Origin of the sequence: Agrobacterium tumefaciens str. B6, assembly GCF_001541315.1 — a bacterium.
In the GTDB taxonomy this organism is placed as follows: domain Bacteria; phylum Pseudomonadota; class Alphaproteobacteria; order Rhizobiales; family Rhizobiaceae; genus Agrobacterium; species Agrobacterium radiobacter.
The window spans coordinates 1-24947 of record NZ_LMVK01000005.1 but is presented as its reverse complement, the minus strand read 5'-3'; the positions used below and the strand labels follow the sequence as shown (position 1 = coordinate 24947).

General features: G+C 58.9%; 27 protein-coding genes. 19 read left to right on the top strand and 8 right to left on the bottom strand.

The annotated features are described in order from the left end of the window. Positions 1–95: 95 nt before the first annotated feature. From rpsE to rplQ, 9 genes are all read left to right on the top strand, one after another. Entirely contained in the window at positions 96–665 is a 570-nt protein-coding gene (gene rpsE, locus ASB65_RS05870) for a 30S ribosomal protein S5 (protein ID WP_003495208.1), read from the top strand. 11 nt (positions 666–676) lie between these two features. After that, positions 677–883 carry a 50S ribosomal protein L30 gene (gene rpmD / locus ASB65_RS05865; RefSeq protein ID WP_003495212.1) on the top strand — a complete coding sequence of 69 codons (207 nt, stop codon included), beginning with the start codon at positions 677–679 and terminating at the stop codon, positions 881–883. 16 nt (positions 884–899) lie between these two features. Beyond that, positions 900–1379 carry a 50S ribosomal protein L15 gene (rplO, locus tag ASB65_RS05860; protein WP_003507788.1) on the top strand — a complete coding sequence of 160 codons (480 nt, stop codon included), beginning with the start codon at positions 900–902 and terminating at the stop codon, positions 1377–1379. A 331-nt stretch (positions 1380–1710) separates the two neighbouring features. Next, the gene (gene secY / locus ASB65_RS05855) at positions 1711–3051 is read left to right on the top strand and encodes a preprotein translocase subunit SecY (RefSeq protein ID WP_003507789.1); all 1341 of its coding nucleotides are present in this window, start codon (positions 1711–1713) and stop codon (positions 3049–3051) included. After that, on the top strand, positions 3048–3638 hold the full coding sequence (locus ASB65_RS05850; protein WP_003507790.1) for an adenylate kinase: 591 nt from the start codon (positions 3048–3050) through the stop codon (positions 3636–3638). The genes secY and ASB65_RS05850 overlap by 4 nt, the downstream gene beginning before the upstream one ends. 299 nt (positions 3639–3937) lie before the next feature. Next, positions 3938–4306, top strand: a complete 369-nt coding sequence (rpsM, locus tag ASB65_RS05845; RefSeq protein WP_003507791.1) for a 30S ribosomal protein S13 — start codon at positions 3938–3940, stop codon at positions 4304–4306. A 138-nt stretch (positions 4307–4444) separates the two neighbouring features. Further along, positions 4445–4834, top strand: coding sequence for a 30S ribosomal protein S11 (gene rpsK / locus ASB65_RS05840; RefSeq protein WP_003495225.1), 390 nt, complete (start codon positions 4445–4447; stop codon positions 4832–4834). 195 nt (positions 4835–5029) lie between these two features. Then, the gene (locus ASB65_RS05835; RefSeq protein ID WP_003495228.1) at positions 5030–6040 is read left to right on the top strand and encodes a DNA-directed RNA polymerase subunit alpha; all 1011 of its coding nucleotides are present in this window, start codon (positions 5030–5032) and stop codon (positions 6038–6040) included. A 119-nt stretch (positions 6041–6159) separates the two neighbouring features. Further along, positions 6160–6585, top strand: coding sequence for a 50S ribosomal protein L17 (gene rplQ / locus ASB65_RS05830; RefSeq protein WP_003495230.1), 426 nt, complete (start codon positions 6160–6162; stop codon positions 6583–6585). 152 nt (positions 6586–6737) lie between these two features. Here rplQ and ASB65_RS05825 read toward each other — a convergent pair whose 3' ends face one another. Both ASB65_RS05825 and ASB65_RS05820 read right to left on the bottom strand, forming a co-directional pair. Further along, entirely contained in the window at positions 6738–7256 is a 519-nt protein-coding gene (locus ASB65_RS05825) for a hypothetical protein (protein ID WP_060723312.1), read from the bottom strand. 5 nt (positions 7257–7261) lie between these two features. Then, complete coding sequence (locus tag ASB65_RS05820) at positions 7262–8134, bottom strand: DUF817 domain-containing protein (RefSeq protein ID WP_060723311.1); 873 nt, start codon at positions 8132–8134, stop codon at positions 7262–7264. Positions 8135–8189: 55 nt separating this feature from the next. Here ASB65_RS05820 and ASB65_RS05815 point away from each other — a divergent pair, with 55 nt between their 5' ends. Further along, positions 8190–8618, top strand: a complete 429-nt coding sequence (locus ASB65_RS05815) for a DUF2809 domain-containing protein (RefSeq protein ID WP_060723310.1) — start codon at positions 8190–8192, stop codon at positions 8616–8618. Here the strand turns inward: ASB65_RS05815 and msrQ are convergent. Then, the gene (gene msrQ, locus ASB65_RS05810; protein WP_060723309.1) at positions 8572–9219 is read right to left on the bottom strand and encodes a protein-methionine-sulfoxide reductase heme-binding subunit MsrQ; all 648 of its coding nucleotides are present in this window, start codon (positions 9217–9219) and stop codon (positions 8572–8574) included. The two genes, ASB65_RS05815 and msrQ, sit on opposite strands and share 47 nt — an antisense overlap. Positions 9220–9221: 2 nt before the next feature. Continuing rightward, a complete protein-coding gene (gene msrP, locus ASB65_RS05805) occupies positions 9222–10163 on the bottom strand; it encodes a protein-methionine-sulfoxide reductase catalytic subunit MsrP (RefSeq protein ID WP_060723308.1) in 942 nt (313 codons plus the stop codon). A gap of 312 nt (positions 10164–10475) precedes the next feature. Between msrP and ilvD the strand changes: the two genes are divergently transcribed. Then, complete coding sequence (ilvD, locus tag ASB65_RS05800) at positions 10476–12311, top strand: dihydroxy-acid dehydratase (protein WP_060723307.1); 1836 nt, start codon at positions 10476–10478, stop codon at positions 12309–12311. Positions 12312–12372: 61 nt separating this feature from the next. Here the strand turns inward: ilvD and ASB65_RS05795 are convergent, their stop codons facing one another. Continuing rightward, the gene (locus ASB65_RS05795; RefSeq protein ID WP_077998587.1) at positions 12373–12855 is read right to left on the bottom strand and encodes a GNAT family N-acetyltransferase; all 483 of its coding nucleotides are present in this window, start codon (positions 12853–12855) and stop codon (positions 12373–12375) included. A gap of 229 nt (positions 12856–13084) precedes the next feature. Here ASB65_RS05795 and ASB65_RS05790 point away from each other — a divergent pair, with 229 nt between their 5' ends. Next, a complete protein-coding gene (locus tag ASB65_RS05790; RefSeq protein ID WP_060723305.1) occupies positions 13085–14086 on the top strand; it encodes a serine hydrolase domain-containing protein in 1002 nt (333 codons plus the stop codon). 16 nt (positions 14087–14102) lie between these two features. On the opposite strand, the gene ASB65_RS05785 is transcribed toward ASB65_RS05790, so the two are convergent. Then, complete coding sequence (locus tag ASB65_RS05785; protein WP_060723304.1) at positions 14103–14453, bottom strand: lysozyme inhibitor LprI family protein; 351 nt, start codon at positions 14451–14453, stop codon at positions 14103–14105. Between the two features lie 220 nt (positions 14454–14673). On the opposite strand from ASB65_RS05785, the gene ASB65_RS05780 reads away from it, so the two are divergent. Together ASB65_RS05780 and ASB65_RS05775 are read left to right on the top strand one after the other, a co-directional pair. Beyond that, positions 14674–16080, top strand: a complete 1407-nt coding sequence (locus tag ASB65_RS05780; RefSeq protein ID WP_060723303.1) for a DegQ family serine endoprotease — start codon at positions 14674–14676, stop codon at positions 16078–16080. After that, on the top strand, positions 16077–17393 hold the full coding sequence (locus tag ASB65_RS05775; protein WP_060723302.1) for a replication-associated recombination protein A: 1317 nt from the start codon (positions 16077–16079) through the stop codon (positions 17391–17393). The genes ASB65_RS05780 and ASB65_RS05775 overlap by 4 nt, the downstream gene beginning before the upstream one ends. A 112-nt stretch (positions 17394–17505) precedes the next feature. Here ASB65_RS05775 and ASB65_RS05770 read toward each other — a convergent pair whose 3' ends face one another. Then, positions 17506–17820 (bottom strand): DUF1883 domain-containing protein, encoded by a 315-nt coding sequence (locus tag ASB65_RS05770; RefSeq protein ID WP_060723301.1) that lies wholly within the window; start codon positions 17818–17820, stop codon positions 17506–17508. A gap of 242 nt (positions 17821–18062) precedes the next feature. Between ASB65_RS05770 and ASB65_RS05765 the strand changes: the two genes are divergently transcribed. The 5 genes from ASB65_RS05765 to ASB65_RS05740 all read left to right on the top strand — a co-directional run bounded on the left by ASB65_RS05765 (position 18063) and on the right by ASB65_RS05740 (position 24592). Next, positions 18063–19877 carry a methyl-accepting chemotaxis protein gene (locus ASB65_RS05765; RefSeq protein ID WP_060723300.1) on the top strand — a complete coding sequence of 605 codons (1815 nt, stop codon included), beginning with the start codon at positions 18063–18065 and terminating at the stop codon, positions 19875–19877. Positions 19878–20216: 339 nt separating this feature from the next. Next, the gene (locus ASB65_RS05760; protein ID WP_060723299.1) at positions 20217–21500 is read left to right on the top strand and encodes an extensin family protein; all 1284 of its coding nucleotides are present in this window, start codon (positions 20217–20219) and stop codon (positions 21498–21500) included. Positions 21501–21980: 480 nt separating this feature from the next. Next, positions 21981–22802, top strand: a complete 822-nt coding sequence (locus tag ASB65_RS05750; protein ID WP_060723298.1) for a sulfite exporter TauE/SafE family protein — start codon at positions 21981–21983, stop codon at positions 22800–22802. Positions 22803–22907: 105 nt separating this feature from the next. Further along, positions 22908–23834 (top strand): ABC transporter ATP-binding protein, encoded by a 927-nt coding sequence (locus ASB65_RS05745; protein WP_003507825.1) that lies wholly within the window; start codon positions 22908–22910, stop codon positions 23832–23834. Beyond that, a complete protein-coding gene (locus tag ASB65_RS05740) occupies positions 23831–24592 on the top strand; it encodes an ABC transporter permease (protein WP_003507827.1) in 762 nt (253 codons plus the stop codon). Before ASB65_RS05745 ends, ASB65_RS05740 begins: the two co-directional genes overlap by 4 nt. 75 nt (positions 24593–24667) lie before the next feature. On the opposite strand, the gene ASB65_RS05735 is transcribed toward ASB65_RS05740, so the two are convergent. Then, positions 24668–24947: 3,4-dihydroxy-2-butanone-4-phosphate synthase (locus tag ASB65_RS05735; RefSeq protein ID WP_162266769.1), on the bottom strand; the 280-nt coding region annotated here is incomplete at its 5' end.

Below are 24947 nucleotides of genomic sequence, written 5' to 3'. Positions count from 1 at the left end.
CGGGCGGAATTTCACCGGGCCATGCGGGTCTCTTTATCGAGGCCGGTGGTCTTTTCGTTTGCCGTTCCACCCGTAAAAGAAAAAGGACAAGGACAATGGCACAGGAAAAAAGAGGTTCTCGCGACGATCGCCAGAACCGTGAAGAGCGCGATAGCGAATTCGTCGACAAGCTGGTCGCGATCAACCGCGTTGCAAAGGTTGTTAAGGGTGGCCGTCGCTTCGGCTTCGCCGCTCTCGTCGTCGTTGGCGACCAGAAGGGCCGCGTTGGCTTCGGTCACGGCAAGGCTCGCGAAGTTCCGGAAGCCATCCGTAAGGCTACCGAGAGCGCAAAGCGCGATCTGATCTTCGTTCCGCTGCGCGATGGCCGCACTCTGCATCATGACGTCAATGGCCGTCACGGCGCTGGCAAGGTTCTGCTGCGTTCGGCCAAGGCCGGTACCGGTATCATCGCCGGTGGCCCGATGCGCGCTGTTTTTGAAACGCTGGGTGTTCACGACGTTGTTGCCAAGTCGACCGGTTCTTCGAACCCGTACAACATGGTTCGCGCAACGTTCGACGCTCTGAAGCATCAGGTTCATCCGAAGGACATCGCTGCACAGCGCGGTCTTAAGTATGCGACGCTTCAGGCTCGCCGTGCCGCGTCCGGCAACGCTTCCGAAGAATAAGGAGCTGGATCATGGCCAAGAAGACTACTGAAGCCAAGAAGACTGTTACGGTCGAACAGATCGGCAGCCCTATTCGCCGCCCGGCAATCCAGCGTCAGACGCTGGTCGGTCTGGGTCTCAACAAGATGCATCGTCAGCGCACCCTGGAAGATACTCCTGCGGTTCGCGGCATGATCCGTGCGGTCCAGCATCTCGTTCGCGTCGTTGACGAGAAGTGAGACGGAGTAACCTATCATGAAACTCAATGAAATCAGAGACAACGAAGGCTCCTCCAAGGACCGTATCCGCGTAGGTCGCGGTATCGGTTCTGGCAAGGGCAAGACCGGTGGTCGCGGTGTGAAGGGTCAGAAGGCTCGTTCGGGCGTCGCCATCAACGGTTTTGAAGGCGGTCAGATGCCAATCTACCGTCGTCTGCCGAAGCGCGGTTTCAACAACATCTTCGCTTCCGAATATGTTGTTGTATCGCTCGGCCGCATTCAGACCGCCATCGACGCCAAGAAGCTTGACGCTTCCGCAACGATCGATGCTGCAGCTCTCAAGGCTGCCGGCATCATCCGTCGCGCCAAGGACGGCGTTCGCATTCTCGCCGACGGCGAGCTGAAGGCAAAGGTCGCTTTCGAAGTTGCCGGCGCTTCCAAGCCTGCAATCGAAAAGATCGAAAAGGCCGGCGGCTCGATCAAGCTTCTCGCTGTTGCAGTAGAAGCTTCCGAGTAATATATACACTTCAGACGCCCGGGGCGCATAGTCGCTCCGGGCGTTTGCGCTCCCTGGCCTATGGTGCTTTCGATCTAAATCGATTTATAGAGCATCAGGGCAATCTCTTCGCGGTGTGCTTCCTTGGCCCCGCTTGCGGCAGAAAGTGCTGCAGGGAGAGCCTCACAGTTCTTGAACTTCCGTAGGGGAGGGGATAGGACATAAAAAACAGGGTGAGGCATGATGGCGGTCGAGAGCCGCATTTGTCCGAAGCCCGGTTTTGACCAGTATCTTTTAGACCTTTCCGCATCGGCCGGTTGCGCTGGCTGGCAAGGGTCATTCGGAGAAATTTATGGCTTCAGCAGCGGAACAACTGGCTTCGAACCTGAATTTTTCGACCTTCGCTAAGGCGGAGGATCTGAAAAAGCGTCTCTGGTTTACTCTTGCCGCACTTCTCGTCTACCGTCTCGGCACCCATATTCCGCTTCCGGGCCTGAACCCCGAAGCCTATGCGCAGGCCTTCCGTGGCCAGGCCAACGGTATTCTCGGTCTTTTCAACATGTTTGCGGGTGGCGCTGTCGAGCGCATGGCGATCTTCGCCCTCGGCATCATGCCTTACATCTCCGCTTCGATCATCGTGCAGCTCATGACGTCGGTCGTGCCGTCGCTCGAAGCGTTGAAGAAGGAAGGCGAAGCCGGCCGCAAGATCATCAACCAGTACACCCGCTACGGCACGGTGCTGCTCGGCACGCTGCAGGCCTATGGTATTGCGGTCGGCCTTGAAAGCGGCAACGGCCTTGTGGTCGATCCCGGCTGGTTCTTCCGCGTTTCCACCGTCATCACGCTGCTCGGCGGCACGATGTTCCTGATGTGGCTCGGTGAGCAGATCACTTCGCGTGGTATCGGCAACGGTATTTCGCTGATCATCTTCGCGGGTATTGCCGCAGGCCTGCCCAAGGCGCTCGCCGGCACGCTGGAACTCGGCCGCACCGGTGCGCTTTCGACCCCGCTCATCCTGATGGTTGTCGTGGTCGCCATCGGTGTCATCGCTCTTATCGTCTTCGTGGAGCGCGCCCAGCGCCGTCTGCTCATTCAATATCCGAAGCGACAGGTCGGCAACCGGATGTTCCAGGGCGATACTTCGCATCTGCCGCTGAAGCTCAACACGGCCGGCGTCATTCCCGCGATCTTCGCATCTTCGCTGCTGCTCCTGCCGGCAACGGCTGCTGGTTTTGCCGGCAACACCAACCTGCCGGCCTGGGCGACTTCGATCATCGCGTCGCTGCAGCACGGCCAGCCACTGTTCATGGCGCTCTATGGCCTGCTGATCGCGTTCTTCGCGTTTTTCTATACGGCGATCGTCTTCAATCCGAAGGACACCGCAGATAACCTCAAGAAGCATGGCGGCTTCATTCCGGGCATTCGTCCGGGCGAGCGCACCGCGGAGTACATTGATTACGTCCTGACCCGTATCACCGTGGTCGGCGCGATTTATCTGGTCTTCGTGTGTATCCTTCCTGAGACACTTATCGCACGCACGGGCATTCCATTAGCCCTTGGTGGTACTTCGCTTTTGATCGTTGTCAGTGTAACTCTGGATACGGTTGCGCAGATTCAGGGCCACCTGATCGCGCAGCAATATGAAGGGCTGATCAAGAAGTCGAAGTTGCGTGGAGGAAAGAGGGGACGATGAGACTGATATTTTTGGGTCCGCCGGGTGCGGGCAAGGGAACCCAGGCCAAGCGCCTGACTGATAAGTACGGGATCCCGCAGCTTTCCACCGGTGACATGCTTCGCGCTGCGGTCAGCGCGGGCACCGAAATCGGCAAACGCGCCAAGGCCGTCATGGACGCCGGCGGGCTTGTTTCCGACGATATCGTCAATCAGATCGTTTCCGAACGCATCGAAGCACCGGACTGTGCCAAGGGCTTTATTCTGGACGGCTATCCGCGCACCGTTCCGCAGGCCAAGGCGCTTGCAGACAACATGCGCAAGAAGAATCTGGTCCTAGATGCCGTTATCGAACTCAAGGTCGACGAAGAGGCGTTGATTCGCCGAATCGAAAACCGTGTGGCTGAAACCATTGCCGCCGGCGGCACGGTTCGCTCGGATGACAATCCGGAAGCGTTCCGCAAGCGCCTGACGGAATATCGCGAGAAGACCGCGCCGCTGTCTGCCTATTACAGCGAACAGGGCGAACTCGTAACGCTTGACGGTATGGCTGACGTCGATGCTGTCACCGAGGCCATCGAGCGCGTTCTCGAGAAAGCCTCCGCCTGATCATGGAGCGGATGGGCGAGGCTGTTGTGTTCTTGCCCATATCTCGCTTCCGCATGGCGACTGATCCTTTGGATCGCAAAAGAATCTTGGCGGAGCCGGTTGCTTTTTTGCGCTGATTCCGTTAAACACCGCGCCAACTCGCGACATCCCAAGCGACTGGCGCGGATTTCCCTGAGGGAAGGGAGATCCGGGTTCGGTCGTTTTGACTTGTCGCGGACATCAATTTTGAACTGGCGGTCTCGGCCGCTCGAATGGAATCACCACTTGCCGGATGGCAACTGGAACCAAGGAGAAAAGACGTGGCACGTATCGCTGGCGTCAACATCCCGACTGCAAAGCGCGTTGTTATTGCGCTGACCTACATTCACGGGATTGGTCCGAAATTCGCGCAGGAAATCATGGACAAGGTCGGTCTTCCGGCTGACAAGCGCGTTCATCAGCTGACGGATGCTGAAGTTCTTCAGATCCGCGAAGCCATCGACCGCGACTACCAGGTCGAAGGCGACCTGCGTCGCGACACGTCGATGAACATCAAGCGTTTGATGGACCTCGGTTGCTACCGCGGCCTGCGTCACCGTCGTGGCCTTCCGGTCCGCGGTCAGCGCACGCACACCAACGCCCGCACCCGTAAGGGTCCGGCGAAGGCTATCGCTGGTAAGAAGAAGTAATTTTCCGGTTCTCCGGAAAGGGGAGGCTGGTGCAGTCCGCGCCAGCCTTTCTGAGTTTGGCGTGAAGCTCGGAGACGGGTCGATCGCCGGTGTAGCCGCTGGTGTTACGGCGGTGAAGAGATCAATGAAAGGTATAAAATGGCCAAGGAAGCCGCACGCGTTCGCCGTCGCGAACGTAAAAATATCACGTCGGGCGTCGCGCACGTCAACTCGACCTTCAACAACACGATGATCACCATCACCGACGCACAGGGCAATGCTATTGCCTGGTCGTCTGCTGGTGCCAAGGGCTTCAAGGGTTCGCGTAAGTCGACCCCGTTCGCTGCCCAGATCGCTGCTGAAGATTGCGCGAAGAAGGCTCAGGAACACGGCATGAAGTCGCTTGAAGTTGAAGTTTGCGGTCCGGGTTCCGGTCGTGAATCGGCACTTCGCGCTCTGCAGGCTGCCGGTTTCATGATCACCTCCATTCGCGACGTGACGCCGATCCCGCACAACGGTTGCCGTCCGCGCAAGAAGCGCCGCGTCTGACGCGACCGTGGTTCGGAAATTCCGCCTTTCCCCAGGTCAGGCGGAATTTTCGTGTATCTGGCGTGTGCGCGTCGATTTCGATCGACGGACTTGCGCTCAAGAACCCACCGATGAACCACTGAATTAGGTTCCTCTCGGTGTTTTCATGCTCGGTCCGTCACGATTGGATGGTGGCGGCGAACGGAAGGTTTAAAGATGATTCAGAAGAACTGGCAGGAACTTATCAAGCCGAACAAGGTCGAGTTCACCTCGTCCAGCCGCACCAAGGCAACGCTCGTTGCCGAGCCGCTGGAACGTGGTTTCGGCCTCACCCTCGGCAACGCGCTGCGTCGCGTTCTGTTGTCTTCTCTGCGCGGCGCCGCTGTAACGGCCGTGCAGATCGACGGTGTCCTGCACGAATTCTCCTCCATCCCCGGCGTTCGGGAAGATGTGACGGATATCGTGCTCAACATCAAGGAAATCGCCATTAAGATGGATGGTGACGATTCCAAGCGCATGGTCGTGCGCAAGCAGGGTCCAGGTGCCGTAACAGCTGGTGATATCCAGACGGTTGGCGACATCGAGATCCTGAACCCCGACCACGTGATCTGCACGCTGGATGATGGCGCTGAAATCCGCATGGAATTCACCGTCAACAACGGCAAGGGTTACGTACCGGCTGAGCGCAACCGCGCGGAAGATGCCCCGATTGGCCTCATTCCGGTGGACAGCCTCTATTCTCCGGTCAAGAAAGTGTCCTACAAGGTGGAAAACACCCGTGAAGGCCAGGTTCTCGACTATGACAAGCTGATCATGACGATCGAGACCAACGGTTCGGTTTCCGGCGAAGACGCCGTTGCCTTCGCCGCTCGTATTCTTCAGGACCAGCTCGGCGTCTTCGTCAACTTCGACGAGCCGCAGAAGGAAGCAGAAGAAGAATCGGTTACCGAACTCGCGTTCAACCCGGCGCTTCTCAAGAAGGTCGACGAGCTGGAGCTGTCGGTTCGTTCGGCTAACTGCCTGAAGAACGACAACATCGTCTATATCGGCGACCTGATCCAGAAGACCGAAGCCGAAATGCTTCGCACGCCGAACTTTGGTCGCAAGTCGCTGAACGAAATCAAGGAAGTTCTCGCTTCCATGGGTCTGCACCTCGGTATGGAAGTACCGGCATGGCCGCCTGAGAACATCGAAGATCTCGCCAAGCGTTACGAAGACCAATACTAACAATCAAAAAGGCAGACCCTTTAAAGACTGCCTTTCCCCGTCAAACAGCAGGTAAGTCACCTGCATGTGCCAGGAAACGGCAGGTCCGGATAGGAAGCCTGCACTAAAGGAGAATAGCAATGCGCCACGGAAATTCAGGCCGCAAGCTCAATAGAACCGCCAGCCACCGCAAGGCAATGTTTGCCAACATGGCTGCTTCGCTCATCACCCATGAGCAGATCGTAACCACCCTTCCGAAGGCGAAGGAAATCCGTCCGATCGTCGAGCGTCTCGTGACCCTCGGCAAGCGCGGCGACCTGCACGCTCGTCGTCAGGCGATCTCGCAGATCAAGGATCAGGACGCCGTTCGCAAGCTGTTCGACGCGATCGCTTCGCGTTACGCAACCCGCAACGGCGGCTACCTGCGTATCATGAAGGCCGGCTTCCGCCAGGGCGACAACGCGGCTCTCGCCGTCGTTGAATTCGTCGAGCGCGACGTTGATGCCAAGGGCGCAGCCGACAAGGCTCGCGTTGCCGCAGAAGCTGCTGCCGCCGAAGCCGCATAAGTTCTGACGCCTTCAGGGCGTCGTGAGTTAAAAAGCCGGGTGAGAGATCACCCGGCTTTTTTGCGTTCAGATATCAACCGACAGAATGATTAAGGTTTGCGTCGCGGCGAAATGTTGGAGTGGGATAGTTAAATCCATACTTAGCGATGCAGCTACTCGTATCCGCCAACCATCATTAAACCCTCATCAGGCGCGATTAGGGTTGTCGAGTTTGTAAGCTGAACTTGAAAATAGCCGCCGTTGGCTGATGCTCGCTCAAAGAGCGTTTGCAGCTTCTTGTCTTCGATACAGTCCAAACTACTTACAAAATCAGCGACCCAGCGATCCATGGCGTAGTTCGCCCCCAGTACCGGCGCCTCAGCCCAAGGCGCGGATGTTGCTTTGTTTAGAGAAAGCAATCCGTTCCGACGGACCTCATCCATGAAAACGGAGTCGAGCTTGTAAATGGCGACAGCGCATTCAAACCATCTGGTATTGTAGTAGACCGTCTCACCAGCGGGGATGCCGTCCGGGATATCGCTGCGCAAACGATCAGGTGAATCTACACCACAACCGGCCAAAGCGATTATTAGGAATGCGAATATAGGGCCGCCAGTTCTATTGTTGGATTTCAGGCCCACGCGCTTAGTTGTAAAACTTGCGAGACTTGAAAATGCCTTGGAGTAATTCATCTTTCTCACTCCGGAATATGAATACGGGCCTTGATGTGTTTGAGGTGGGCGACGATGGTGAAGGTCATGATGACCAGCAGTGACCATGAACTCCATTTGCCGATATGCACGACGGACCAGGCACCGATCTGATCGGGATATTTCCAGATACCGAAGAAGGTGGAGATGTTTTCCGCCAGCCAGACAAAAAAGCCGATCAGGACGAAGGAGAGAAGCAGAGGCATCTTGCGGTCGCGATCATAGGGGCGGTAAACGACGGTGGCGCGGGAATAGAGGCCGATGGCGCAGGCGGCGATGTACCAGCGGTAATCGCCGATGAAGTGATGGGTGAAGAAGTTGGCGTAGATGGCGATACCGATCAGGGTCGCCATCCAGTAGGCGGGATAGTGGCGAATGCGCACATCCAGCAGCCGCCACGCCTGAATGATGTAGCTGCCGACGGCGGCATACATGAAACCGGAAAAGAGCGGTACGCCTAGCACTTTGGTGTAGGCGAAATCCGGATAAGACCATGACTGGATGGCGCTCGACGTCTTGAACACTTCCAGTGCGAAGCCGACGATATGGAACAGCAGGATGGCCTTGGCCTCGTCAAGCGTTTCGAGCCTGCTCCAGATCATGAAGAACTGGATGCCGAGCGCAATGATCAGCAGCACGTCATATCGGGGGATGCCGAACACGCCGCCATGCGGCACCACGAAGATGGAGACGAAGAACAAGCCCGCGAACATGCAGGCCCGTGCCTCCTTGATGCCGAAATACAGAAACTCGACGATAAAACGCCTGATGCCCTTGAGTTCGCCCCAGGGATAGGTATCGCAGAGCAGATTGTCCAAGACGGAGAGGCGGCTTGCGGCCGGGCTTGTTGTTGTGCTCATTTCCGTCCCCGATCTCAGTTAGTCACCTTTCATACGAAAACCCGAAGGAAGCCGTATGGGCCTGCAGCGCGTATCCCCATCTTATTTAGCCCGCATCCGGTTTCTGGCGGCGGCGATGGCGGTGATCGTTTGCGGCCTTTGCCTGCGGACCTTGGGTTACGATGTGGGACTGCCGTTCGTGGCGGTAAAATATGGCGGATCAGTGCTCTGGGGTGCGATGGTTTATCTGTTGCTGGCGACCGTCTTTCCCTACCGTTGGCGTGGCTATGAGGTCCATGCCGCCATTATTGCGGCTATCCTCGTGGAACTCGTCCGGCTTGTTCATTTCCCGGCGCTGGATGGGTTTCGCGCAACGACCTCCGGCGCTTTGCTGCTCGGCCGTGTTTTTTCGCTGTGGAATATGGTCTGTTATATCGCGGGAATTGGGGCCGCCGCCATTATGGCCGGACGGGTCTGGCGCGCTTTGCCCTCTTCATTGCCATGATCGATGGCCGCACCAGCCGGTATCCGAGCAACACCACCATCGTGCTGATATAAAACACCGGCTCCAGCGTGATTGATTTCCGCGCCAGCACAAAATGCAGCACGCCAACGATGAGCACGAGATAGACGAGTTTGTGCAGCGTGTTCCAGCTACTGCCGAGCTTGCGGATCGACCAGCGGTTGGAGGTGAGCGCAAGTGGAATGAGCATGGTAAGCCCTGCCATGCCGAGCATGATATAGGGCCGTTTCAGAATATCGCCGGCGATGGAGCTGATGATCAGGCCACGGTCCAGCACCAGATAGACGGTGAAATGTGCCAGCACGTAATAAAAGGCGATCAGCCCCAGCGCCCGGCGATAGGCGATGAGGTTGATGTTGAACAGGTCTCGCAGCGGCGTCACCAGAAGCCCGATGCAGAGGAAACGTAACGCCCAAATGCCGAGCAGGTGCTCGAAATCCTTGACCGGATTGAAGCCGAGGCCACCGGTTGCGGCGAGGTAGAAATACCAGACGCCCGGACAGAGGCCGATCGCATAAAGCGACCAGATAGCCGCCGGCTGGTAACGCTTCGGCAGCGACGGAAGCGAAAAGGCGAGGGCCATGATCAATAATTCGCTTTCAGGTCCATGCCGGTATAAAGGCCAGCCACCTCGTCATAACCGTTGAACATCAGGGTAGGGCGGTTCTGGGTGCCAAAAAAGCCGCCTTCGCCGATGCGCTGTTCCGTCGCCTGGCTCCAGCGCGGATGGTCCACATGCGGATTGACGTTGGAGTAGAAGCCATATTCGCGGGCGTTGGAGTTTTTCCACGTCGTTTCCGGCTGTTTCTCGGTCAGCGAAATCCGGACGATGGATTTGATGCCCTTGAAACCGTATTTCCACGGAACAACGAGGCGGATAGGTGCGCCGTTCTGGTTCGGCAGCGTTTCGCCGTATAGGCCGACGGCCAGAATGGTCAGCGGGTGGCGTGCCTCATCGAGGCGCAAACCCTCGACATAGGGCCAGGACAGAGGCTGGAACAGACCGCTCTGGCCGGGCATTTCATCCGGCCGCACCACGGTTTCGAAGGACACGTATTTGGCGCTGCCAAGCGGCTCCACCTTATCGAGAAGTGCCGCGAGGGGGAAACCGATCCATGGAATGACCATCGACCAGCCCTCGACACAACGCATGCGATAGGTACGCTCTTCGAGCTGATATTTCATCAGCTCTTCGATGCCGAATTCTTGCGGTTTGGAGACAAGGCCATCCACCTTCACGGTCCATGGGGTGGGCTTGAACTTGCCGGAATTTTCCTTAGGGTCGGATTTTCCGACGCCGAATTCGTAAAAATTATTGTAGCTGGTGACGGCGTCGAGCGGGGTGAGCTTTTCATCCAGCTTGTAGGCGCCTGGTTTCGCCGTAAGCGGAGCGGCAATTGCCTCGCGGCCGCCAAGCCCGATTGCTGCAAGTCCTGCCGCCGTACCGAGGAAGCCGCGTCGGGACAGGTAGATATTCTTCGGCGTGATTTCTGTAGCCGCGATCAGGGGCGGACGATAGGCGGGCATTTCAACCTCCACAAAAGCCGGGTGCATCGGCGATAAATCGATTATGATAGGCTATACGGCTGCTGCACAGATATGTTTCAGCGCGTCGTGCAAAAACAACGGCCGGGCGGCGGAAATCGCGCATTTGTGATAAGTGGTCGCGTGAATTGCTGCATCGGGAAGCGGCGTACCGTACCGAACCGTACTGTTTTGCCTGAAGGTGACAGTGACAGGGCTTGCGGTTTGCGCTAGAAAAACCGCAAAATAGGGCAGGAGCTATTTTTACCGCCTTTGCGGCAATGCGCTCTTCGCCATGAGATCGAGGAAAACACCATGCCAGCCTATCGCTCAAGAACGACAACCCACGGCCGCAACATGGCGGGCGCGCGCGGCCTTTGGCGCGCCACCGGCATGAAGGACAGCGATTTCGGCAAGCCGATCATCGCTGTCGTCAATTCCTTCACGCAGTTCGTGCCGGGCCATGTGCATCTGAAGGATCTTGGCCAGCTCGTTGCCCGTGAAATCGAGGCGGCAGGCGGCGTCGCCAAGGAATTCAACACCATCGCGGTTGATGACGGCATCGCCATGGGCCATGACGGCATGCTCTATTCGCTGCCGTCGCGCGAAATCATTGCGGATTCCGTGGAATATATGGTCAATGCCCATTGCGCCGATGCGATGGTGTGCATTTCCAACTGCGACAAGACCCCGCCCGGCATGCTGAATGCGGCGAGGCGTCTCAACATTCCCGCCGTTTTCGTTTCCGGCGGCCCCATGGAAGCGGGCAAGGTCGTTCTGCACGGCAAGACGGTCGCGCTTGATCTGGTCGACGCCATGGTTGCGGCAGCAGATGACAAGATTTCCGACGAGGACGTGAAGGTCATCGAGCGTTCGGCCTGCCCGACCTGCGGTTCCTGCTCCGGCATGTTCACCGCCAATTCGATGAACTGTCTGACCGAGGCTCTGGGTCTGTCATTGCCCGGCAACGGTTCGACGCTCGCCACCCATTCGGATCGCCGGCGGCTGTTTGTCGAAGCCGGTCACCTGATCGTTGATCTGGCGCGCCGTTATTACGAGCAGGACGACGAGACCGTTCTGCCGCGCACCATCGCCAACAAGGCGGCGTTCGAAAACGCCATGTCGCTGGATATCGCCATGGGCGGCTCCACCAATACGGTGCTGCATATTCTGGCGGCGGCGCATGAGGGCGGTGTCGATTTCGGCATGGAAGACATCGATCGTCTTTCCCGCAAGGTTCCCTGCCTTTCCAAGGTGGCGCCTGCCAAGCAGGACGTGCACATGGAAGACGTTCACCGTGCGGGTGGCATCATGCGTATTCTCGGTGAGCTGGAACGCGGCGGCCTCATCAACCGCGATACCTATACGGTGCACGAAGCGACGCTTGGCGATGCCATCGACCGCTGGGACATCACCCGCACCAATAGCGAGACGGTGCGTGAATTCTTCAAGGCTGCCCCCGGCGGCGTGCCGACACAGGTGGCTTTCAGCCAGTCCTCGCGTTGGGACGATCTGGATACAGATAGCGACAACGGCGTCATCCGCTCGGTCGAAAAGCCCTTCTCCAAGGATGGTGGTCTGGCCGTGCTTTACGGCAACATCGCGCTCGACGGCTGCATCGTGAAAACTGCGGGTGTTGACGAATCCATCCTGAAATTCACTGGCCCGGCGGTCGTTTACGAAAGCCAGGACGCAGCGGTGAAGGGCATTCTCGGCAACGAGGTCAAGGCGGGCGACGTCGTCGTCATCCGTTATGAAGGACCGAAGGGCGGCCCGGGCATGCAGGAAATGCTCTATCCGACCAGCTACCTGAAATCCAAGGGCCTCGGCAAAGCCTGCGCACTGATCACCGACGGTCGTTTCTCGGGCGGCACTTCTGGCCTCTCGATCGGTCACGCCTCGCCGGAAGCGGCGCAGGGCGGCGCAATCGGCCTCGTACGCCAGGGTGACCTGATCGAGATCGATATCCCGAACCGCACGATCAATCTCAGGGTAGCGGATTCGGAACTGGCTTCGCGCCGCGCCGAACAGGAAGAGCTGGGCTGGAAGCCGGAAGCACCGCGCAAGCGCAATGTCACGACGGCGCTGAAGGCCTATGCTGCCTTTGCGTCCAGTGCGGACAAGGGTGCCGTGCGGATTCTGCCGGAGTAATTTCCGGATCTGCGAGATGATAAAAAGCCGCCGTTGATTAACGGCGGCTTTTTTGTGCCGATCACTCTTTATCGAGCCGATAAGGTCGAAGCGGCACAACTTTTCTCCGTTGCCTGCAAAGGGCAGTTGCACGGCCGGTCGCAACAAAACCCAGCTTGTCCATCAGACGGTGCGACGCCCTGTTGTCAAATAGGGGATTGGCATGCAGGGTCTTGATGCCCATGTGCTGAAAGGCATAATCGATGACGAGGCGTCCGGCTTCTTCTCCGTAGCCCTTTCCCCAAACACGGCGATCAAGCCAAAGGCCGAATTCGCCTGAAAGGCCGATGAGACCGACCAGCCTGCCGTCATCCACCGCCCATACCGGGAGCCGGCGTTCAGCAATGCGCCTGATCAGACGCCGTGCATCATCGGGTTCGAAAGGGTAGGTCGTGCGCAGCAGATTGCGCAATATGAGCGGGTCGTTCGTCAGCCGGGCGAGCGGCGGCGAGTCCGTCATCTTAAAAGGTCGGAGGACAAGGCGTGATGATTTCAATTGCGGCATCGTTTCCCGTCTTTTGCATTTGTGGCAGGGCGATAGTCCTCAAGATCAGAAACTGATTCAAGCGCTTCGCATCTCGATTCCGGAATGCATGGCAACGCCTTGTTTTCATGAAGGTTCCGGTGGACTATCAAATTGCGGTATGGGAATGCGGTACTTGAAATATGGTCACATTGGAGTGATTGGCGGAGTTACCTCTTTTCATCGCCGTATGGCTTACTAGCTCAGTGACATGAAAAGACGAACCGCACTCGCCCTCATTGCGTCCCTGCCTTTTGCTGAACTTGCCCGCGCGCAAAGCTCCAGCAATGGCATCCGTTTCGATCCGTTGCTGAGGGAGGCGGACGCGCTTTCCAGCCTCAGGACGGTCCTAGTCAGCATTGACGGCGAGGAGGTCGCAAGCCGCGCCTATCATGGGGCCAGCGTGAATGGCTCCACCAATATCAAGTCGGCCTCGAAATCGATCATTTCGGCGCTGGTCGGCATGGCGATTGATCGCAAGATCATCGAGAGTGCAGACCAGCCGATTGCGACAGTTCTGCGCGGCGATTTTCCGCCAAGTCCCGATCCCCGGCTGGAACGGATCACCATCGGCAACCTGTTGTCCATGCAGTCAGGTCTGGAGCGCATGTCCGGGCCGAATTACGGCCGCTGGGTCGCCAGCCGCAACTGGGTTCGGATGGCGCTGGGTTCCGGTTTTGCCGGAGAACCGGGCGGCGGCATGCTTTATTCCACCGCCTCCACCCATCTGCTCTCGGCGATATTGACCAGGGCCTCCGGCCGCTCGACGCTTGCTCTGGCACGTGACTGGTTTCGTCCGCTCAAGGGATTTGCGATCGGCGGCTGGGAGCGTGATCCGCAGGGTGTCTATCTCGGCGGCAACCAGATGGCGATGACGGCGCGATCGTTGCTGGCCTTCGGCGAGCTTTACCGGCGTGGCGGGACGACACCGGAGGGCGAGCGACTGATTTCGCAAGGCTGGATCGACCAGTCCTGGCAGCAGCGCACAAATTCGGTCTTCAACGGCGACGGATATGGTTATTGCTGGTTCATCAAGGAAATGGCGGGCGAAACGGTCTATTACGCCTGGGGTTATGGCGGGCAGATGCTCTATATCGTTCCCGCAAGGCGGCTATCCGTCGTGATGACCTCTCGTGAGGATGCACCTTCCGCCAGAACCGGTTATCGCGATCAGTTGCATGGCCTCATGGAAGTCATCATCCGTGCGGTGTAAGGGCAGGCGATAATGGTCAGAGCGGCCTGTTGATGCTCTGGAACGCCTCTCCGAGACGTTTCATGCGCTCCTCATAGGCGGCTGTCAGGCAGGCAACGTCGGCTGAACACTCCTGACGTTTCTTCAGCCATTTGCTCTGTTCGTCGCGCAGCGTGTCGCGTGCACCCATGGCCATCAGCTGGGTGAGGATGTCGAAGGTGGTGGCCATCTTCACATCCTGATCGTTGAGGGCACGGTTGTCGCAGATCGCCTTTTCATCGGCCGCCAGATCGGTCTTTCCGCAATCGAAGCTTGCAGCAGCGGCCGGCGAAACGAGGGAGGGGGCGAGGAGCAGGCCGCAGGCGAGGAGGGGCTTTTTCAAATCCATGACGTGTCTCTTTGAGAAATGCTGTTGCGGATGAAACCGGAAAGGCGGCTCGCTGGTTCCATTTCGCTGTTGCCATGATTTGGGAAAAGGCGCGGCTTGGGAAAAGGCGCGGCTTGGGAAAAGGCGCGGCTTGGGAAAAGGATAGCCATCATCTTGCCGCTCTTTGCTTTACAGGCTTTGGCGTTATAACTCCATCATACTGATGACGATGAGGAATCACATGCGAAGCGTGTTGAAGTATCTGTCCACCGGCTTTCTTGCCGCGCTCATTCTCCTGCCCGGGGGCGCTGGCGCACAGGACAACAGGACCGTGCCCTCAAGCCACACGGAAATGCAGCTTTCCTTTGCGCCGCTGGTCAAGCGCACCGCAGGCGCTGTCGTGAATGTCTATGCCGAGCGTGTCGTGCAGCGGCGTCTGTCGCCCTTTGCCGGCGATCCTTTCTTCGAGCAGTTCTTCGGCCAGCAGATGCCGAACCGCACGGAAAAACAGTCGTCGCTCGGCTCCGGCGTGATCGTGACCGCCGGCGGCCTCGTGGTGACCAACAATCACGTCATCGACGGTGCTGACGACATCAAGGTGGCGCTGGCGGATGGGCGTGAGTTCTCCTCCAAGGTGCTGCTGAAAGATGACCGGGTCGATCTCGCCGTTCTGCAGATTGATGCGAAAGAGCAGTTCCCGGTGCTGTCGCTTGGCAATTCCGATGCGATTGAAGTTGGTGATCTGGTGCTTGCCATCGGCAACCCCTTCGGTGTCGGCCAGACGGTGACGAGCGGCATTGTCTCGGGTCTCGCCCGCAACCAGGTAACGCAGGGTGATTTCGGCTTCTTCATCCAGACCGACGCCTCCATCAACCCCGGCAATTCCGGCGGCGCGCTGATGAACATGGCGGGTGAGCTGATCGGCATCAATACGGCGATCTTCTCCAGGGGCGGCGGATCGAACGGTATCGGTTTCGCCACCCCCGCCAATCTCGTCCGGGTTTTCGTCGCTGCTGCTGAACGCGGTGACGCGAGCTTCGAGCGTCCCTATATCGGTGCCACCTTCGATCCCGTGACATCAGACGTTGCTGAAGCGCTTGGCCTGCACCGGGCCCGCGGCGCGCTTGTCGTCAGCGTCGTCAAGGGTGGACCGGCCGAAAAGGCGGGCATCGAGCCCGGCGAGGTCGTTACCGCCGTCAATGGCTTCGAGGTGGAGCATCCGGATGCGCTGGGATATCGCGTGACCACCGCCGGTATCGGCAAATCCGCCGAACTAACGGTGGTGGAAAAGGGCAAAGAGAAGAAAGTTACGATTGCGCTCGACACCGCGCCGGAAACCGCGCCGCGTGATGAGCGCCTGATCGAGGGCCGCAATCCCTTTGCCGGCGCGACAGTCGCCAATCTCTCGCCGAAGCTTGCCGATGAATTGCGGATGCCGTCGCAGGTGACGGGTGTTGTGATCACCGATGTGAAGCGCGGTTCGCCGGCCTATCGTGTCGGTTTCCAGCCGAAGGATGTGATCCTGTCGCTGAACGGTGCAGACATCGCCTCCACCGCTGCGGTCGAAAAGGCGCTGGATGACAATCCCGGCTTCTGGCGCGTGGAAATCCTGCGTGACGGGCAACGCATTCGGCAGTTCCTGCGATGAGCGACGATCTTTTCGCCCCGCAAGTGCCCGTGGAGGTCGCCAACCGGCGGCCTCTTGCCGATCGCCTGCGTCCGAAGACGCTGGCGGAGGTGACCGGGCAGCCGCATCTGACGGGCGAGGAGGGCGTTCTGCGCCGCATGATCGATAGCGGGTCGTTGGGATCGATGATCTTCTGGGGCCCGCCCGGCACCGGCAAGACCACCGTTGCGCGGCTGCTTTCCGGCGAGGCGGGGGTGGCCTTTGAGCAGATTTCGGCGATCTTTTCCGGTGGCGCCGATCTCAAGAAGGTTTTCGAGGCAGCGCGCACACGTCGGATGAATGGGCGGCAGACGCTGCTTTTCGTTGATGAAATTCATCGTTTCAACCGCGCCCAGCAGGACAGTTTCCTGCCGGTGATGGAAGACGGCACCATCATTCTGGTGGGCGCCACCACCGAAAACCCGTCCTTTGAGCTGAATGCCGCTCTGTTGTCACGGGCGCGCGTGTTGACGTTCGGCTCGCATGACGAAGAGAGCCTGAGCGAATTATTGAAACGCGCCGAGGAGGCGGAGGGCAAGCCCCTGCCGCTCACCGAGGAGGCGCGCGCAAGCCTCATCCGCATGGCCGACGGCGATGGCCGCGCCGTGCTGACGCTTGCCGAAGAGGTCTGGCGTGCGGCGCGCAAGGATGAGACCTTCGATACCGAGGGGCTGACCCGCATCGTGCAGCGCCGCGCCCCGGTTTACGACAAGAGCCAGGACGGCCACTATAATCTCATTTCCGCACTGCATAAGTCCGTGCGCGGTTCGGACCCGGATGCGGCGCTTTATTATCTCGCCCGCATGTTCGATGCCGGCGAAGACCCGCTCTATCTCGGGCGGCGGCTGGTGCGCATGGCGGTTGAGGATATCGGCCTTGCCGATCCGCAGGCGCTCGTCGTCTGCAATGCCGCCAAGGACGCCTATGATTATCTGGGCTCACCGGAAGGCGAGCTCGCATTGGCTCAGGCCTGCGTCTATCTCGCCACCGCGCCGAAATCGAACGCCGTCTATAACGCCTTCAAGTCGGCGATGCGGGCGGCCAAGGAAAACGGCTCGCTGGTGCCTCCGAAACATATTCTGAACGCGCCGACCAAGCTCATGAAGGGCGAAGGTTACGGCGATGGCTATCGCTACGACCATGACGAGCCGGATGCCTTTTCCGGGCAGGATTATTTCCCGGAGAAAATGGGGCGCACGACCTTTTACGATCCGCCGGACCGGGGTTTCGAAAGGGAAATCCGCAAGCGTCTGGACTGGTGGGCGAAGCTGCGCCGCGAGCGGGGATCGCGTTAGGTTTTTGCGCGGTTTGAGCCGAAACCGTATTGCGGTCGATCTTAAGAAAAAGATTCAGGCCGTTGGCAAAAAGAGTCGCAAAACCGCGGCAACTCACTGTTTTTAAAGAAGATCAGGATGCCTTGCGATGTGGTGCTGCCTGCGGCTGCGCGGGCAGCATCTTGACCGAGGATTCGGCGAGGCCGCTATGGCCTTCGGCGTCGATGACCAAATGCCAGTGTAACGTCTCTGGAATGGCGAGGCGGATCGGCGATTTTTTCGCGACGCCGCCGAGATATTTGAAGTCGAGCAATTCGGTAAAACGCTGGAAATTCGCCCCCGTCATCAGCCGGACATTGTTGACGGCCGACAGGGATACTTCAATGACCGTGCCGGCCCGAAGTTCCTTCAGGTCATAATGCGTATAGCGAAAATTGGGCCGTGCCATCGCGCGCCTCCCTGCAGTGTAATTTCGGTCAAGGAGGATAGGGGCGGCAGGGTTAACGCTGTCTTTAAATGCCGCCGGCCGGTTTGAAAATTCACGCTTTTTGTACCGGTTTGGAATGGCGGTGCGAATTAATGTGAGCATATAAGAATAATACCAACGTATAATATGTGTATTTAATAATAATAAATTTTTTGCCTTTAACATCGGCTGGTCGAAGTGCATCAGCGACGTTGAGGGGGAACATGAAAAACGTAACAATATCTATGCGCCTGTATGCGCTCGTCGCATTGTTTCTGGCAATACTGGCCGCGGCTCTCACATTCAGCCTGTTTGAAAGCTACCACGAAATGGAGCGCGAACGGAAAGCCGGGCTTGCGGCAATGAACGAAACCGCTGTTGCCATTCTCGATCAATATTACCGGCTGGAGCAGGGCGGAAGCCTGACGCGGGAGGCGGCGCAACAGCAGGCCAAGACGACCATTGCGGCAATGCGCTACGGCAATGGCAGCGGCTATTTCTGGATCAACGACATGCATCCGAAAATGGTGATGCATCCGATCAAGCCCGAGATGAACGGCACGGACCTTACCGCCAACAAGGACCCGAACGGCAAGGCGCTGTTCGTCGAGTTCGTGAACACGGTCAAGGCAGGCGGCAAGGGCTTTGTCGATTATTACTGGCCGAAGCCCGGTGCGCCGGAACCGGTCGAGAAATTCTCCCATGTCGCCGGTTTCGCCCCCTGGGGATGGATTGTCGGCACCGGTGTTTATGTTGACGATCTTGAAGCGGTGTTCTGGCGCGACGTCTATTTTAATGGCGGTCTTTGTGTCGTGGCCGGCCTTCTGGTTGTCGGCGTGGCCGCAGCCGTCGTGCGCAGCGTGACCCGGCCGATCGATCTCATCCGCCAGAGCATGCGGCGCATCGCCGATGGTGACGGCGCGGCGGATATCCAGTTCGCCGACCGTCGCAATGAAATCGGCGCGATTGCCAAGACGCTGCTGGTACTGCGCGACAGCGTCAATGAGCGCAGCGCGCTGCAGGCCCGCGAGGCCGACCAGCAACGGGCGCTGGAAGAAGCGCGGCACGGCAACGAGATGGTGCTTCGTTCCGCATCCGAGCGGCAGGCCCATGCCATGGAGCAACTGGGCAATGCGCTCGAAGCGCTTGCCAATGGCGATCTGACCGTTTCGCTTACCGATATCGGCACGGACTATGAAAAGCTGCGCATGGACTTCAACCGTGCCGTCGGCGCATTGCACGGTGCGATCGAGGCCATTGCCAGGACCGGCCATGTCGTCAATGACAGTGCCTCTGATATCAGCGGCGCGACCGGCAATCTTTCCCGCCGGACCGAACAGCAGGCGGCGGCGCTGGAGGAGACGGCAGCCGCTCTCGACGAAATCACCGCCACGGTGCGCACCGCTTCCGAGCGGGCCAACGAGGCCCGGCAGATGGTGCAGGACACGAAAACCAGCGCCGGCCGCTCGGGCGAGATCGTGCGTAATGCCGTCGACGCCATGGGCCGCATCGAGGACTCTTCCAAGCGCATCGGGCAGATCATCTCTGTTATCGACGAGATCGCTTTCCAGACCAATCTTCTGGCGCTGAATGCCGGTGTGGAAGCGGCGCGTGCGGGCGAGGCCGGGCGTGGTTTTGCCGTGGTGGCGCAGGAAGTTCGCGAACTGGCGCAACGTTCTGCCAATGCAGCCAAGGAGATCAAGACCCTCATCAACCGTTCGGCGGAGGAGGTCGGCGGCGGCGTCGCACTCGTGCGCTCGACAGGTGATGCGCTGGAGGAGATCTTGGCGCTGGTCAACCGTGTCGATGGCCATGTCAACTCCATCGCCACGGCCGCGCGCGAACAGGCGACCGGCCTGCAGGAGATCAACACCTCCGTCAACCACATGGACCAGATGACCCAGCAGAACGCCGCCATGGTGGAAGAAACGACGGCGGCCAGCCAGACGCTCGCCGAGGAAAGCCGCCAGCTGCGCTCGCTGCTGTCGCGTTTCGAACTTGGAAATGGGGTTGCGCGCGAGGTTTCACGGGCCGCGTGACATATGCGTTTTGGTAAAGTGGAGGGCGCGGCCATGGCTGCGCCCTTAGATGAATGAGAAGCTTTTCCAGCACTCGACGTCATCCTCGGGCTTGACCCGAGGATTCATTCCTCGTGCGGCTCTTGATCCTCGGGTCAAGCCCGAGGATGTCGGAGGAGAGGTTTCAGCGTTTCTGTTATGACCTTCGACGCGATTTCGATCGTGCCTTCTTCATTTGCAGCGTCACGCAACAACCAGGTTCGTTATTTCCCGTAACCAATAAGGTTTCGTTTACCTCATTTCTTTAAAATTTATCCTGTATTGCCGCGAATAGCGGCCGCTGAAGGTACAGGTTCTCGTATGGCGTATGTTTCCCTTCCGCGTCGTCTTGTGACGTTGCTGATGATTTCTACGGTCATGGTGTCGTGTTCGGCGGAGGGCCTCGTGCCACCGGCGGAAGTGGACGGCACCACGCGCGTCAGCGCTATCCGCTCCTCGCGGCAGCAGGGTTACAGCGCGCCGGCGGGTGCCGTGTATCAGGCGGAGCGGGTCGGGCAGGGCGGTGACTATCCCGCGGCCATTTCTCAGCCGATGCCGGAACCTTACGCCTCGCAGGATCCCCTGCTGCAATCGCCGCAGGGCGGGCAGGGTTATTCGACACTCGATTCCCAGCATCAGGCGCGCATGGCGGCCAGCGGCCATACCACTGTGCCGGCGCAGACCATGCAGAGCCAGACCATGCCCGCGCAGCAGATGACCGGCAACCAGATCGCTGAAGGCGAAGGCGGCGTGAACATGGATTCCATGCTGGGTGTGGAGCCGGTCCGCGGACTTGCCGAAGAACAGGATGCGGAGATTGCCGAGGGTGCTTCCGCGCAGCCGGTGGTGGATGGCATCGGCACGGATAATCCCATGGCCGTGCCTCCGGCCCGCCAGCCGCAACGGGCCAGCCAGTCGCGGCTCATCCCGCCGCCGCCGCTCGGCTCCTCCTCGCGCCGCCAGCCGGTGGAGGAAGTCGCCATGCTCATGCCTGATAATCCGATGGCGGGCGGTGGGCCGCAAAGCAACCGCTCGATGCCACCAGGCGTCATGCCATCTTCCGAAGTTGCCTGCCGCTCCGAACTGCGCCGCCTCGGCGTTGCTTTCCGGGACGTTGCGCGCATTGCCGATGGTCCGACCTGCGGTATCGATTATCCGATCGAACTCAGCGGTCTCGCCAGCGGCGTCGCCATCCGCCCGGCCGTGAAGCTCAATTGCCAGGTCACGCTTGCCTTTGCCAAATGGGTGAAGTTCGAACTCGTGCCATCCTCGCGCTTCCGTTATCTCTCCGGCGTTGGTCGCATCACGCCGATGGGCGGCTATTCCTGCCGCAAGATGAATTCGCGTTCCAGCAATCCCTGGTCGGAACATGCGCGCGGTAACGCCATCGACATCGGCACCATCACGCTGAAGAACGGCAAGGAAATCGACGTGCGCAGCAAGAGCTTCTTCGCCTTCCGCGAAAAGGCGCTGCTGAAGGCGGTGAGGTCCGACAGCTGCAAATATTTCTCGACCGTTCTCGGACCGGGCAGCGATCCCAACCACTGGAACCATTTTCACTTCGACCTGCGCACGCGCAAGTCAGGTTACAGGCATTGTGACTAGGAGACGCGAAAGGCGTGATTGGGCGGGGCGATAGTCGGGCGGCGTTTTAGACGCTCGCTATAATGCGTCATGTTTGCAACTTCCGTCATTCCGGCCTTGAACCGGAATCCAGCCAGCTGAAGTCCTTGAGCTGAAAGGAGCCTTGCCGTCGCGCCGACGCGCGTCGGCTGGATTCCGGCTCAAGGCCGGAATGACGGAAGTGTGGATTCACTTTCCGGAATTCCAACTCTTCTGTCACATTCCCACAAAAAAAGACCGGCCCGAAGGCCGGTTGAAGAAGACAGCCTTATCGGGGGGATATCGGCGTCTTTGCAAGGGCATGCAATGGGAAAACGATCCCATGGAGTGGTCCATCCGGCGCGGATATGCGGCAAAAGACATCGCGCCGTACTGACCTGCGGCCAACATGGCTTGCCGCGCTCTTCTGATACGCTATGAGGGTCACATGTTTGTGACAACGGCCTTCGGGAGCCTGCCTTTATGCCCCCTGTTTCAGAGCTGATGGTCTTTGCGGCGGCGCTTGCGGTAGCGGGTGTGGTCGCCGGTCTTCTGGCCGGCCTGTTCGGCATCGGCGGCGGCGCGGTGCTGGTGCCCGTCTTCTACCAGGTCTTCGGGCTTCTGGATGTGCCGGAGGCGGTGGGCATGCATCTCTCGCTCGGCACCTCGCTTGCCATCATCGTGCCCACCTCCATCCGTTCGTTTCTCACGCATCGTCAGAAAGGCGCTGTTGATATCGATCTGCTGAAGGGCTGGATCGTTGCCGTACCGCTCGGCACCATCCTCGCATCCGTGGTTGCCGCCTATGCCTCCAGCGTTGCACTGCGGCTGATCTTCGCTTTCATCGCGCTCGCGCTCGCCTTCCGGATGATCTTCAACCGGGCGAGCTGGCATCTCGGTTCCGACCTGCCGCAAAACCCGGGCCGCTTTCTTGTTGGCACCGGCATCGGGCTCTTTTCCGGCCTGATGGGCGTGGGCGGCGGGGTGATGAACAATACCTTCATGACGCTCTATGGACGCACGATCCATCAGGCGGTCGCCACCTCTTCCGGTGTCGGCGTGCTGATTTCGCTGCCGGGTCTTCTGGGCTACATCTGGGCCGGCTGGGGGCATTCGGGCTTGCCGCCGTTTTCCACCGGCTTCATCAACTGGATCGCCGTGGTGCTGCTGATCCCCATCACGCTTGTCGTTGCGCCCTATGGCGCTCGGCTCGCCCATGCGCTCAGCAAGAAGCAGCTGGAGCGGGCCTTTGGGGTGTTTCTGGTCTTCGTCGCAGCGCAGTTTTTCTATAGCGTCTACGGCTGATTTTCCGTCTCTGCCGAACGCAGTGTTCGGTCCGCTGGGGTGGCATTTGCAACCTCTGCGGTCTATATGGCGTTCATCTTACTCGGTTTTTCGAAAGAATTCGCCATGAATGCCATTGTTTCGATACGGAATCTGACAAAATCCTACGCAAACGGCTTTCAGGCGCTCAAAGGTGTCAGCCTCGATATCAGGGAGGGTGAAATCCTTGCCCTTCTCGGCCCGAACGGCGCCGGCAAGACGACGCTGATCTCGATTGTCTGCGGCCTCGTCAATCCGGGTGAAGGTTCGGTGCTTGTCGGCGGGCATGATGTGGTGAAGGATTTTCGCCAGACCCGCGCCCTGATCGGCCTCGTGCCGCAGGAACTGACGACCGACCAGTTCGAGACGGTGTGGAACACCGTCAGCTTCTCGCGCGGCCTGCACGGGCAGAAGAAGAACCCGGAACTGATCGAGCGCATCCTGAAATCCCTGTCGCTCTGGAACAAGAAGGACAACATGCTGCGCGAGCTTTCCGGCGGCATGAAGCGCCGTGTGCTGATCGCCAAGGCGCTGGCGCATGAGCCGAAGGTTCTGTTCCTCGACGAGCCAACCGCCGGCGTTGATGTGGCGCTCCGCCGCGACATGTGGAACGTCGTGTCCGAGCTGCGGGCCAAGGGTGTCACCATCATCCTCACCACGCATTACATCGAGGAGGCGGAAGAAATCGCCGACCGGGTGGGCGTCATCAATGGCGGCGAATTGCTGCTGGTGGAAGAAAAGACGGCGCTGATGAAGAAACTCGGCCGCAAGCAGCTTTTCCTAGAACTCGCCCAGCCGGTGGAGCAATTGCCCGAAAGCCTCGCGCCCTTCGGTCTGACGCTTTCTGAAGACGGTTGCACCGTCACCTATGAAATCGAGGATAATGGCGAGCAGGGCCGTATTGCCGATGTTCTGAGCGCCCTTTCCGCCGCCAACATCCATTTCAAGGATATTTCAACGCGACAGAGCTCGCTTGAGGATATCTTCGTTTCGCTGGTGGGAGGCCAGAAATGAATTTCGAAGCCATCAAGGCCATCTATCTGTTCGAAATGGCACGCACGCGGCGCACCCTGCTGCAGAGCGTGGTCTCGCCAGTCATCTCCACCTCGCTTTATTTCATCGTCTTCGGAACCGCGATCGGCTCGCGGATTCAGGAGGTTGGCGGGGTTTCCTACGGCGCGTTCATAACGCCCGGCCTCATCATGCTGACGCTGCTGACGCAATGTATCGGCAACGGCTCCTTCGGCATTTATTTTCCGAAATTCACCGGCACGGTCTATGAGATATTGTCCGCGCCCGTATCGATGACGGAAATTGTCGCCGGCTATGTCGGGGCGGCGGCGACCAAGGGCCTGATGATCGGGACGATCATCCTGATAACAGCCACCTTCTTCGTGGATATCACCATCGCTCATCCGTTCATGATGGTGCTGTTCTTCGTGCTGACGGCTGTCAGTTTCAGCCTGTTCGGCTTCATCATCGGCATATGGGCGACGAATTTCGAGCAGCTGAACCTCATCCCCATGCTGGTGGTGCCGCCTTTGACCTTCCTTGGCGGCAGCTTCTATTCCATCGACATGCTGCCGCCCTTCTGGCAGACGGTCAGCCACTTCAATCCGGTGCTTTATCTCATCAGCGGTTTCCGCTGGAGCTTCTATGAGATCGCCGACGTCAATCCGATCATCAGTCTGGCGATGATCACGCTGTTTCTGGCGCTCTGCCTCGGTGTTGTCAGCTGGATGTTCAAGACGGGGTATCGGTTGCGAAACTGATCGGAAAAGCTTTTTTTAAAATTTAACGCCCGGTTTGCACCGGGCGTTTTCGTATTCACAACAAGGAAGCGCAGATCAGGCGACCTGCTTCTGCACCACGTCCTCGACAACCTCGCCCTTGAGGTAAGAAACGAGATCCTTGATCGTCACAACGAGCAGGCCGTGGCGTTCGGCAAAGGCTTCGAGCTGGGGCAGGCGGGCCATGGTGCCGTCGTCATTGGCGACTTCGCAGATGGTGCCGCAGGGGAATTTCCCGGCTAGACGGCAAAGATCGACGGCCGCTTCGGTATGACCGGTGCGGCCGAGAACGCCTTGCGGGTTGGCGCGCAGCGGGAAGATATGGCCGGGGCGGGCG